The 12142-nt window shown below is 58.2% G+C and carries 9 protein-coding genes and 3 pseudogenes; 9 read left to right on the forward strand and 3 right to left on the reverse strand.

What is annotated here, in order from left to right:
- Positions 1-26 precede the first annotated feature (26 nt).
- Complete coding sequence (locus tag O9Z70_RS04935) at positions 27-980, reverse strand: cucumopine synthase-related protein (RefSeq protein ID WP_286021380.1); 954 nt, start codon at positions 978-980, stop codon at positions 27-29.
- Positions 981-1341: 361 nt separating this feature from the next.
- On the opposite strand from O9Z70_RS04935, the gene O9Z70_RS04940 reads away from it, so the two are divergent.
- The 4 genes from O9Z70_RS04940 to hutC all read left to right on the forward strand — a co-directional run bounded on the left by O9Z70_RS04940 (position 1342) and on the right by hutC (position 5314).
- Positions 1342-2304, forward strand: a complete 963-nt coding sequence (locus tag O9Z70_RS04940; RefSeq protein ID WP_286021381.1) for a cucumopine synthase-related protein — start codon at positions 1342-1344, stop codon at positions 2302-2304.
- Positions 2305-2414: 110 nt separating this feature from the next.
- Positions 2415-3962, forward strand: a complete 1548-nt coding sequence (gene hutH, locus O9Z70_RS04945) for a histidine ammonia-lyase (RefSeq protein ID WP_286021382.1) — start codon at positions 2415-2417, stop codon at positions 3960-3962.
- A gap of 174 nt (positions 3963-4136) precedes the next feature.
- Positions 4137-4475: a GNAT family N-acetyltransferase gene (locus tag O9Z70_RS04950; protein WP_502870161.1), complete on the forward strand. Its 339-nt coding sequence runs from the start codon at positions 4137-4139 to the stop codon at positions 4473-4475.
- Between the two features lie 68 nt (positions 4476-4543).
- Positions 4544-5314 carry a histidine utilization transcriptional repressor HutC gene (hutC, locus tag O9Z70_RS04955; RefSeq protein ID WP_286021384.1) on the forward strand — a complete coding sequence of 257 codons (771 nt, stop codon included), beginning with the start codon at positions 4544-4546 and terminating at the stop codon, positions 5312-5314.
- Between the two features lie 164 nt (positions 5315-5478).
- Here the strand turns inward: hutC and O9Z70_RS04960 are convergent.
- Positions 5479-5840: pseudogene (locus tag O9Z70_RS04960) on the reverse strand (integrase core domain-containing protein); the annotation flags it as partial.
- A gap of 191 nt (positions 5841-6031) precedes the next feature.
- Positions 6032-6121 (reverse strand): annotated as a pseudogene (locus tag O9Z70_RS16310) (glutathione S-transferase family protein); the annotation flags it as partial.
- A 114-nt stretch (positions 6122-6235) separates the two neighbouring features.
- On the opposite strand from O9Z70_RS16310, the pseudogene O9Z70_RS04970 reads away from it, so the two are divergent.
- The 5 genes and pseudogenes from O9Z70_RS04970 to O9Z70_RS04990 all read left to right on the forward strand — a co-directional run bounded on the left by O9Z70_RS04970 (position 6236) and on the right by O9Z70_RS04990 (position 12138).
- Positions 6236-7586: pseudogene (locus O9Z70_RS04970) on the forward strand (IS3 family transposase).
- Between the two features lie 402 nt (positions 7587-7988).
- Complete coding sequence (locus tag O9Z70_RS04975) at positions 7989-9035, forward strand: ABC transporter ATP-binding protein (RefSeq protein ID WP_286021385.1); 1047 nt, start codon at positions 7989-7991, stop codon at positions 9033-9035.
- 47 nt (positions 9036-9082) lie between these two features.
- Positions 9083-10351: an extracellular solute-binding protein gene (locus O9Z70_RS04980; RefSeq protein ID WP_286021386.1), complete on the forward strand. Its 1269-nt coding sequence runs from the start codon at positions 9083-9085 to the stop codon at positions 10349-10351.
- Between the two features lie 82 nt (positions 10352-10433).
- Positions 10434-11297 carry a carbohydrate ABC transporter permease gene (locus tag O9Z70_RS04985; RefSeq protein WP_286021387.1) on the forward strand — a complete coding sequence of 288 codons (864 nt, stop codon included), beginning with the start codon at positions 10434-10436 and terminating at the stop codon, positions 11295-11297.
- Positions 11290-12138, forward strand: coding sequence for a carbohydrate ABC transporter permease (locus O9Z70_RS04990; RefSeq protein WP_286021388.1), 849 nt, complete (start codon positions 11290-11292; stop codon positions 12136-12138). The genes O9Z70_RS04985 and O9Z70_RS04990 overlap by 8 nt, the downstream gene beginning before the upstream one ends.
- The last annotated feature ends 4 nt before the right edge of the window (positions 12139-12142 follow it).

The raw sequence follows: 12142 nt of genomic DNA on the forward strand, positions 1-12142 counted from the left end.
GGTCATGCAACCGGATTATGCAAGAACTAGGCCAGTTCGACCTTGAGCCAGATCAGTTTCTTGGTATCGAAGGTGCTCTCCAGCACCTGGCGGCCGACCTCGGCGAGGCGATCGACATGCTCGGGAACGATCTCGCCCAGCACCGGAGTGGCGATGTCCTCGGTGACGTCGCCATATTGGACGATGATCTTGTTGCCCGTGCCCTGCGAATAGCGGATACGGCCCTGCGGTGCGTCGCACTGGCGCTCTTTGACATGCACGGGCGCGGTGCTGACCACCGGTGCCCAGGCATACATGGATTCTCCGCTCACCACGGCATGATCCTGAATGATGGCAAAGGGCAAGGCCTCGATGAGGTCTTCGCACAATTCGGGATTTTCGTTGACCGCCAGATAGGCGTCCACACTGATCCCGAGCGGTTCCCAGGTCATTTTGATCTTGCGCCCGTCACGAATATGGACGCGCCGGCTGAGATCTGGCTGCACAGGAGCGACAGGCTGGATGTCGGCATATTTGTAGCGCTCGCCTTGCTCCCATTCAAAGTAGTGGAAGGACCATGCGGCCAGCTGATTGGTATAGGCGCAGAAGATCCGCACCGCCTCGATGGCCTCTGCGCGAGAGGCTGCGTTGGGGAGGTGCTTGCGCACGGCCAGGGCCAGCTCGCCCAGCCGTGGAAAGCCGCTATAGCGCAGGTAATTGCTGTAGGGATGGTCGAACGTGTCAATCAGGTGACAGAGCTGTTTGAGCGAGAAGTCCTCGTTCTCGGCCAGCCCGACCAAATGATACCAAGTATACATCGAGTGATCGCGGATCATGCCATTGGCAAAATCCCAGGTGGTGAAGTACTGCCCGTTGGTTCCAGCCTGATTTTCGAGCGTTCCGGTCCGCATCTTGCGGATTTCGAGGGGTTCCGATTTTCGCATTTCATCAAGTTCGCGCCCGACGATTTCGATGACTTCCCGCAAGCTATTATACGACATGACCTCTTCCTATGGTTGGCTTTGCGACGGACCATCCGTCACGGCAACCATAACAAGCAATCCCTAATTGTATATACATATTTTTCTGCAGGGGAGAGCGGCGGGACGTCGGTGCAATCCCTGAGAAGTGCCCTAAATCAGGCAAAATCAATGACTTAGAATTGTTTTTGGATGATTTGTTCGGGCATCAAGCGGGTGAGGCGATCCTGTCCATGCCGATACAAAGCATACATAATGCGAAATATGTATGGCTTTTTGCATTTAGTTGGGGAATGATGCGGTTAAGCGGCTGCTTCGTAGGCATATATGTATATACAAATGCTGCGGGTAGTCACAGTCAGTACGTGGAAGGAAATTGCAGATGGGTAGACTCATCGACATCAAGTGGCCGGAACTCGATATGGGCGTCGTCGCCGAACTAGCGGACGAGCTGAACCCGGAGATGTGCGAGGAATTCTGGCGCGATCTGCCTTTCAAGGTCATGCAGGCCCATCCAGTCGTGTCCGGTGAATCGCTCTATGCCTGGACGCCGACCATCAGCACAGCGCCTGTGCAGCAGACCATCAAACTGTCCGACTGCAAGCTGGGCGACCTGCGCTATTCGCAGAAAACCGGCAACAAGTTCTCGATCAATTACGGCAAGAGCACCGAAACGCTTGCCCAGCCGATCCTGGGCAAAGTGCTGCCCGAATATCACCACCTGCTCCCAGTCGTGGGCAAGGCGATCTGGAACAATCTCTTTTTTGCCAAGGAACACATCTTTGTCGAGGTAAGCCCCCGCGACGCCTCGCAAGCCTATACGGGCAAGGGGCGTTTTGACGACCTGACTGGGGTGGCGGCCGAATTCTATGCCGAAGCCAAGCGCATCCAGACGATCGAGCCCGAAGATCTCCGCCGCATCCGCCTCGGCCAGATCGGCGAGACCGGTAATTATGGTCAATATTTCACCGCCTGGGACTTCGCCAACGGCATGGTGCGCGACCACATCATGTACACCGCCTTCAACTGGGTGAAGTATGTGGACATGCTCTCCCACAAGGACCTGGTGGCGGTCATCGATACCGAAGACGAGCCCTATTCCGAGTATCTGGGCTTTTCCGGTCTCGTGACCCTGCGCGATTTTTCTCTCAAACTTCGGGCGGCAATCCGGGAAACCGAAGACAAGGACGAACTGCGGACGCTGCTGCGTACCTTTGTCATGTATGGTAATCGCCTCTGCGCCTGGTCCTATCATTATTTCCCCCACCATATCGGCGTATTCTTCGGCCGAGAGGTGCGGGGACAGGAACTGCCCGGCCGCTTCAACCTCACTTCCCAAGGCTGATCGCCGTGCGGGCGGCGGGCACGTCCCGCTGTCCGCCATTCTCCCATGTTCCAATCTGCCGGTCAGGTCGGTCCTGATCGCTTCGCGTTTGTCGCCAAAGGTTTTTTCCAATGCTCAACACGCTCGTTCCCGGCCAGGTCTCGCTCGAAACTCTTCAAGCCGTCTATGATGGCAGGATCATTCCAAAGCTGGATACGGTCTGCATGGACAAGGTGGAGCAATCGGCCCGGCGGATCGCCGAGATATTGAGCGGGAACGAAGCCCACTACGGCATCAATACCGGTTTCGGTAAGCTTGCCAGCGTGCGCATTCCCACTGAAGACGTCGAGACGCTGCAGCGCAATCTGATCCTCTCCCATTGTTGTGGCGTCGGCACACCGCTGCCCGACAATGTCGTTCGGCTGATCATGACACTGAAGTTGATTTCGCTCGGACGCGGGGCTTCGGGCGTCCGACCTCAGGTCATCAAGGTGCTTGCAGCGATGCTAGAAAAAAACTTGCTGCCGATCATTCCGGGGCAGGGCTCGGTCGGGGCCTCGGGGGACCTGGCGCCGCTAGCCCATATGACGGCGGCCATGATCGGCGAGGGCATGGTCAAGTTTGACGGCGATATCCTGCCTGCCACGATCGGCCTGGCCAAGAGCGGTATTCAGCCAATCGTGCTGGCCGCCAAAGAAGGCCTAGCCATGATCAATGGTACCCAGACCTCCACCGCGCTGGCGTTGGCCGGGCTGTTCCGCGCGCATCGCGGATTGGCTGCTTCACTGATCTCGGGTGCCTTGTCGACTGACGCGGCCATGGGTTCGACTTCGCCGTTTTCACACGAAATTCATGCATTGCGCGGCCATGCCGGACAGGCAGACACCGCCTCGGTCCTACGGGCGCTGATGGAAGGATCAGCAATCCGCGAGAGCCATGCAAAGAACGACGACCGTGTTCAGGATCCTTATTGTCTGCGCTGCCAGCCCCAGGTCGCGGGCGCCTGCTTAGACCTCTTGCGGCAGGCAGCCCATACACTGACCATTGAGGCCAATGCAGCCACTGACAATCCGCTGGTGCTCTCGGACGGGTCGGTTGTCTCTGGTGGCAATTTCCATGCCGAGCCGGTGGCTTTCGCCGCCGACCAAATCGCCATCGCCGTGTGCGAAATCGGAGCCATCGCGCAGCGTCGTATCGCGCTGCTGGTCGATCCGACGTTAAGCTATGGCTTGCCAGCCTTCCTGACGCCCAGGCCGGGCCTAAATTCCGGTTTCATGATTGCCGAAGTGACCTCTGCCGCGCTGATGTCCGAGAATAAGCAGATGTCGCATCCGGCATCCGTTGATTCGACGCCAACCTCCGCCAATCAGGAGGACCACGTCTCGATGGCCTGCCATGGCGCTCGGCGTCTGATACAAATGACGTCCAACCTCTTCGCCATTATAGGCATCGAAACCCTGAGCGCCGCACAGGGGATCGATCTACGTGCCCCTCTAAAAACAAGCCCTGCTTTGGCCAGTTTGCACGATGTGGTCCGGTCCGCAGTGCCAATGTTGGGCGACGATCGCTATATGGCCGACGATCTGCATATGGCAGCCGACTTGGTGGAGTCGGGTCGACTGGTCGCGGCAACGCCCGCCACAATCACGGCCGAAATTGCTCTTTGTGCGAGGTTGTAATCCATTTCGGCTAATGAGCACATTTTCATCCGGCCGTTCCGGCCAGATGATTTTGGTTCCATTCAGCGCATCGTTCGCGAGAATGATGCGCTGGATCGACACACATCCTACACCTATTGGGCAAATTGCCTAGTTTTCGGCCCACTTTTTCTTGTGCTCGAAAGCGTGGGACGGGTGCAAGGTTTTGCAATGGGCATGGGTCCAAACGCGGCGGGCGAAGCCCTGTTCTGGCAGATCGGCATTGCCGGGTCGCATCGGGGGCAGGGCCACGGAAAGAGTCTCGCCGCAGCCCTGATCCGAGGCATCCGCCAGCAGGGCGGCAGGCGCGTTCTCGTCACCATTGCCGAGGATAATCTCGTCTCCCGACGGTTGTTCGAGGGATGTGCCTTTGCCTGCAACACGCGCCTTGTGGCGGTTGGCCCCATCCCTTGTATGGCCGATGACATCCAGGCGGAAACGCTTTACGGGTTCGACCTTCCTCCGGAGGCCAAATGCTCGGAGTGGCGAGTATAAATTTCGTGTGCGCGAGCCGACGCAACGCAGTACAATATGTTTTGAGTTCAATTTGAAGTGAGCTTCCCGTGACCGAATTCGAAGAAGCGACAACAATGGCTGATCGGGCGGAGTCAAATAGTACCTCCCCGCTTTACGTGGAAATACAGCGTGACATAGAAGCCAAAATAATGACTGGCGAATGGGGGCCGGGCACACGCATTCCGTCCGAGCTCGAACTGCTCCAGACATATGGCTGCTCGCGCATGACGGTCAACAAGGCGTTGTCGAGCCTTGCTGCCGCCGGAATGATCACCCGCAAGCGCCGAGCGGGTTCTTATGTGGCGCCGCCGCGCCTTGACGAGCCCCTAATGCAGATTCAGGATATCCGCACGGAGGTCCTGGCGACCGATCGCGCCTATCGGTTCGAAATTACCGAGCGCAGCCTGCGCAAGGTGGTGGATGGCATCGATGCACGTCACGTGGGGGTGCCGGTGGGGACGCGTTTGCAGTTGTTCGAAGTCATGCATTACGCCGACAATCTGCCTTTCACTATGGAAACGCGGCAGATCAATATCGATGCGGTTCCAGAAATGGAGCACATGGATTTCAAGAACGAATCGCCCGGTAGCTGGCTCCTGAACAATGTGCCGTTCAGCGAGGGGGAGCACTCTATCCGAGCAATCTCCGCTGATCCAATCCTAGCAAGGCGCCTGCAGGTGATCGAGAACGCCGCATGTATTTCTATTGCCCGGCGCACCTGGCGGATGGATAAGCTCATCACCTTCGTGCGCCTTGTCTATCCTGGCGACCGTCACCGCTTTGTCGTGCGCTTCTCTCCGGGCTCTTCACTGAGCTAGGATTGGAACGCAGCAATGATGCTGTCCGCATTTGACCTTTGGACATCGATCAAATTAGCAACGTGCCTCTAAAAATTTGAGGCAAATGCCCCGTCAACCGCAAGGACTTTAAGGATTGAGTTTAAGCGAGCTGAATGGGGCGCTTTTGACCTGCCCCTGAACTTTCATCGAGTGGCGGTTAGAGTCTCGACCGTTTCTGTTACGCCGTAGGGCGCGGGTTGAGCAACCGATGAAGACGCGAAGCCCTTATCGAGCGAAGCGACGGAGACGGTTTCGGTGAGGGTTCCGGCGAAGGCCGCCGGGGTCTGGTGGCCAAGCGAGGAGTGTGGCCTCGCGGTGTTGAATCCTGCCGCCATTCGGCGATGGCGCTGCGCGCATGGTCGATGCCGAAGAACAGGCTCTCGTTCAGCAGTTCATCGCGCATGCGGCCGTTGAAGGACTCGACATAGCCGTTCTGCATCGGCTTTCCGGGCGCGATGTAGTGCCATTCCACACGGCGATCCTTCGACCATAATAGCCCAGCATGTCTCGCTCGAACCGGGTGCGCACGTCTGGATCGCGATTCATGACGAAGGTGTAGCCGGTGACCGTGAACGGCCCCTCCATGGCAACCATCACGGCCTCGACGGCTCGTTCGTAAGTGTCGGTGCGCGCGATCGGCGGATCGGCGAACGTCTGCTCAAGGTATTGAAGGATGACAAGGCTCTCCTTGATCACCTTGCCGTCCGGCGTGACGAGGATGGGCAGCGCCGTGGTGTCGTGCGTCAGATCCAGAAGCCATTGCGGACGCGGTTCGGTAATATCGATCTTGTGAAACTCGACGGCATCGGTTTGTTCTGTCCGCCGTCAGCACATATGTCCCAGAATTAGGGTTGAGAATTAAGGAGTGTTTTGGTCTCGTCGCATGACGAAGGAACCAAGATGACGACCAAATCCTCGAACACGAAGAAGCCTGGCGAGCAGGTGGTGAAGGACATTCGCCGGGCGACCCGGCGGCACTTTTCAGCTGAAGACAAGATCAGGGTCGTGCTGGACGGCCTGCGCGGCGAAGACAGTATTGCCGAGCTTTGCCGCAAAGAAGGGATCGCTCAGAGCCCGTATTACACCTGGTCGAAGGAGTTCATGGAGGCGGGCAAGCGGCGCCTGGCTGGTGATACGGCGCGCGCTGCCACCAGTGATGAGGTCAAGGATCTGCGCCGCGAGGCCAGCGCGCTGAAGGAATGCGTTGCCGATCTGACGCTAGAAAACCGTCTGCTCAAAAAAAGCATGATCGCGGATGGGGACGAGCCAGAATGAGGTATCCCGCATCCGAAAAGCTCGAGATCATCAGACTGGTCGAGCAGTCGCACCTGCCGGCGAAACGCAGCCTGGACCGACTGGGGATCCCACGACGGACCTTCTATCGCTGGTATGATCGCTATCTCGGTGGCGGTCCTGAGGCGCTGGAAGATCGGCCATCGGCGCCCAGCCGGGTGTGGAACCGAATCCCGCCTGCCATCCATGACCAGATCATCGAGATGGCGCTGGAGCAGTCCGAACTCTCGCCTCGGGAACTGGCCGTACGCTTCACCGACCAGAAGCGCTACTTCGTCTCCGAAGCCAGCGTTTACAGGCTTCTCAAGGCCCACGACCTGATCACCAGCCCGGCTTATGTGGTGATCAAGGCGGCAAACGAGTTCCACACCAAGACGGTGCGGCCCAACCAGATGTGGCAAACCGACTTCACCTACTTCAAGATCATCGGCTGGGGCTGGATGTATCTGTCCACCGTGCTCGACGACTTCTCGCGCTACATCATCGCCTGGAAGCTGTGCAGCACCATGCGGGCCGAGGACGTGACCGACACGCTGGACAGGGCGCTCGCTGCCTCAGGGTGCGATCAGGCCCATGTGCATCACAAGCCCCGCCTGCTCAGCGACAATGGCCCGTGCTACATCGCCAGCGAACTTGCAGACTATATCCAGACCAATCGCATGAGCCATGTTCGGGGTGCGCCGATGCATCCCAGACGCAGGGCAAGATCGAGCGCTGGCACCAGACTATGAAGAACCGCATCCTGTTGGAGAACTACTTCCTGCCCGGCGATCTCGAAGCCCAGATCAGCGCCTTCGTCGAGCACTACAACCACCGGCGCTACCATGAGAGCCCGGACAACGTGACACCGGCAGACGCCTACTTCGGCAGGGCCGCAGCTATCATCAAACAACGCGAAAGGATCAAACGCCAGACCATCCAGCATCGGCGCTTGCAGCACCGCAAGCTCGCCGCATAACCTCAACCCAACGACGAGGCCGATACTCCGCTAATCCGACACCAAAACTGAGCCAAATGATCTGACCACGGACAGCAACTCGCTGTCAGCAACCCAGCGTAGACACCCCTCGATGCGAAACATGGCAAGTTCGGTCTAGGGTGATGTTGGATTTCCAGGGCGCGTCTGCGTCCTGCTCCAGAGCGTTTTTGCATTCGTAGTAGCACCCACTTTGACGATTGCCTCGCGCATGTCGACACCCGGCGAATTCATCACCGAAGACACAGCCACATCGTCCAAGAATACGAACGGCGGTACTGGCCGCCCCGCCATGGCCGACCACACATCTCACCGAAAACGCATACTTTCTATAATACACATGTTATAGTACATCGTCAAAAAACCAGCACAACGGAGGAACGCGTGGCACCGGTAAACCTAACAAATGTCCGGAAAGCGTTTGGCCAAAGCGAGGTCATCAGGGGTGTTGATATCCAGATCGATGAGGGTGAGTTCGTTACCTTGGTCGGCCCATCGGGCTGCGGCAAATCCACCTTGCTGCGCATGATCGCTGGCCTCGAGGCCATCACAAGTGGCGAACTGCGGATTGGCGATCGCGTGGTCAACAACTTGCTGCCCAAAGAACGCGATATCGCCATGGTGTTCCAGAGCTATGCGCTCTATCCGCATCTAACTGTTGCTGAGAACATGGCGTTCTCGCTGATGCTACGCAAAGCTTCTCGCGAAGAAATCGACCAGAAAGTGGCAGCAGCAGCAGAGATATTGGCGCTGACGCCGCTTCTGCAGCGCTATCCAAAGCAGCTTTCTGGCGGTCAGCGCCAACGCGTGGCGATGGGGCGTGCGATTGTCCGTAACCCGCAGGTGTTTTTGTTCGATGAGCCGCTGTCCAACCTGGACGCCAAATTGCGCGTGCATATGCGCGCCGAAATCAAGGATCTGCATCAGCGCCTGAAAACCACGACGATCTACGTGACCCATGATCAGATCGAAGCAATGACCATGGCTGACAAAATTGTCGTTTTGAACGACGGCAGGGTCGAGCAGGTCGGCACGCCGCTCGAACTTTTCGATTACCCAGCAAATGTCTTTGTCGCCAGCTTCATCGGATCACCGGCGATGAACCTCATCACAGGCACCGTAGAGAATGGTGACTTCGTCGATCACACCGGATCGTCCTGGGCACTTGGGCGTCCGGAGCTGAACGGTCGCGCCGTGGTCTATGGCGTTCGTCCAGAGCATCTGCAGCTTGTCGACGCTGGCGCCGAGGCGGTGGTCAGCGTGGTCAAGCCGACCGGCTCCGAAACCCACATGCTGTTGAATTTAGGTGAGCGGACGCTCGCCTTTGTCTTGCGAGACCGCACGACGCTCAGGGTTGGCGATCGTGTCCATCTTCGCGCCGATGCCAGCCAAACGCATCTTTTCGATGCCGAGAGCGGCCTGCGTCTCTGATCTTTGCGGCCCTGCCGTGAACCAATTGAGCTAAACTGGAGGAACTCATGTCTTTGTCTAAATTTGCCCTGACTGTTGCAGCGAGCTGCCTGGTCGTGACACCTGCCTGGGCCGACGCCGTCGTGCGCATGCTGCACATCGAAACAAATCCGGTTGTGCTGGAAATCTGGCAGCAGGCCGCCGATGATTTCGAGAGCGCCAATCCTGGCGTCACCGTCGAATATGAGGGCATGGAAACCCAGGCCTTCAAGTCGCGCCTGACCACGCTGCTGCAGTCGAATTCCAAGCCCGACATCATCTATAGCTGGGGTGGCGGTTTGGTCGACGCGCGCGTCAAGGCCGGCGTGCTTGACGATGTCACGGAGCGCGTGGATCCCGGCGTTATCGAGACGCTCGTGCCTGCCGGTGTCTCGGCCTATACCCGCGAAGGTCGCCTCTATGGCCTCCCTTATCTCACCAGCGAAATGGGCCTGCTCGTAAACAAGGCGCTGCTGGATGAGGCTGGCGTTGCCATCGAAGACCTCGACACCTGGTCGGGCTTTCTTGAGGCCGTGGCCAAGTTGAAGGCTGCCAATATTACGCCGATCGCCGTTGGTGGTCAGGACAAGTGGCAGCTTGGAGCCATGTATAGCACGCTCGCCCTCAAGGTTGGCGGCGAGGCAGCCCTATCAGCCGCTTGGGCAGGTGAAGAAGGTGGTTTCGACGCGCCGACCTTCGTTCGTGCCGGTGAACTCCTCCGTGAGTTGGCCGACGCCCAGCCCTTCCAGCCTGGCTATCTCGCAGCCAAGGCACAGACCTCGGGCAGCCAGTTCTCGGACGGCAAGGCGGCCATGCTCATGTACGGCACATGGTTCTTCCGCCTCAATCCGACACTGGCCGCAGACAAGATCGGCCTTCCCACCGAACAGATGGAATTCATCGGCTTTCCGGGTGTTGATGGCGGCGTGAATAGCGACAAGGAATCCATCGGTCAACTGAACGGCTGGCTCTTCACGCAAGGCGCCTCGGACGAGTCCGTTCGCTTCCTGGAGCATTTCCTGGGGGAAAAGTACCAGTCCCAGTTGGCAACAGGTGGCTTCATCATCCCGGCAGTGCGTGCAGCGCAGGACGAGGTGTCGAACCCGATCATGAAGCGGGTGGCGGGCGAGTTGTCCGAACTCGACTTCCTGCAGCTCAACTACGATACCCAGCTCGGCCCCAATGCCGGCGCCACGGCCAACGATATCGCCGTCGCCATTGTTGCCGGCCAGCTCAGTCCGGCAGACGCTGCCCGGCAGCTGGAAAACGCCCGTCAAGTAGATGAGCAACTCAACTAGATTTCTTGTCTCCAAGGGCGTGGCTTTGCCACGCCCACAGTAGCGCAGGTACCTCATGTCCGCTTCGCCCCAGGCTGACCCAATGAAGAAGAGTGCGCTCTTCAATGCAGTTCTTTTTCTGGCCCCAGCCGTCATCGTCTTCACGCTTTTTGTCGTCATGCCCATGGGCGAAGCTGGCTGGTACAGCTTCTTCAACTGGAGCGGCTATGGCAGGCCGGAGAGTTTCGTGGGGTTTGGCAATTTCGTCGAAGCCTTCGGTACTCCGGCTTTCAAGATTGCCGTCATCAACGTCTGCTGGTTGATCGCCGCTGCGGTCTTCATCCAGATCCCGCTTGGCCTGGGCATGGCGCTGCTGCTGGCCAACAAGCTGGGCGGCGCGGTCTTTTTCCGCCTGGTGTTCTTCCTGCCGTATGTGCTGGCACAGGTTGCCGCCGGTCTGATTTTCAGCTTCGTCTATGATGGCGATTACGGTCTGCTTCGCCCCATCTTTGAACTGTTTGGAATGGCTGCGCCCTATCCGCTGGCCGAGCCTGACAAGGCGCTGTTTGCGATCCTGTTTGTGACCGTCTGGAAGTATTTCGGCTTTCACATGATGCTCATGATCGCTGGGCTTCAGTCCATCGACAAATCGCTCATCGAGGCTGCAACGATCGACGGCGCTAGCCGCTGGCAAGTCACCCGTTTCATCGTCGTGCCGCTTCTATCGCCGGTATTGAAGCTGTGCATCTTCTTCGCCGTGCTTGGAGCGCTGCAATATTTCGACCTGATCATGCCGCTCACAGGGGGCGGGCCGCTCGACGCTACCCAGACGCTCGTCACTTACCTTTACACGCATGGCATTACCCGCATGCGCATTGGTTACGGCAGCGCTATCGGCGTGGTCCTGTTCCTGGCCTGTGTTGTCTTCGCATTCACCTACAAGAAGTGGATCCTGCGCGATGAGTAATTCGACCATCGGCGAGAAGCGGGTCGACCCCTTCGCCTTCTTCAAATACCTCATCCTGACAGCCGTTGCGCTCATCGTGCTCACGCCGCTTTGTGCGGCCGCACTGGGAGGGTTCAAGTCCCTCTCGGAGCTGCAATCGAATGCCTTCGGTCTTCCGCAGACCTGGGATACCTCGGCCTATAGGGGCATTTTGTCCGATACGCGGTTTTGGCGCTATCTCGGCAACTCGGCCATCATCACTTTCTTTGCCGTCGGCGCGACGATCATCCTGTCGGCCCTGGCAGGGTTTGTGTTCGCGTTCATCAACTTCCGTGGCCGGGATATGGTGCTCAATTATTTCACTTTGGGCCTCATGTTCCCGGCAGCCAGCGCGGCCTTGCCCATCTTCATCAAGGTTCGCGACATGGGCCTGCTCGACACCCATCTGGGGGTGATCATGCCCAAGGCCGCATTCGGCCTGGCCATGAGCATCATTCTGTTCCGCCGTTTCTTCAAGGAAATCCCTGATGAACTGCGCGAAGCGGCACTGGTGGATGGAGCGAGCTACTTTTTCTTCTTCCGCAAGATCATCCTGCCGTTATCGGCCCCGATCATCGCCACCGTAGCGACGATCCAGTTCGTGCAGTCCTGGAACAACTACATCCTGCCGCTGGTACTGCTGAACTCCGAAGCGAAGTACCCGTGGCCACTCGGGATCATGCAGTTTCAGGGGGAATATTTGCAGGAGTGGAACGTCATTCTGGCTTTCATCACGCTGACAATGCTCCCCACCGTGCTGTTCTTCCTGGCCTGCCAGAAACACATCGTTGCCGGCCTCACCGCCGGGTCGGTCAAAGGCTGATCGG

This window comes from Devosia sp. YIM 151766 (genome assembly GCF_030285925.1).
Lineage (GTDB): Bacteria > Pseudomonadota > Alphaproteobacteria > Rhizobiales > Devosiaceae > Devosia.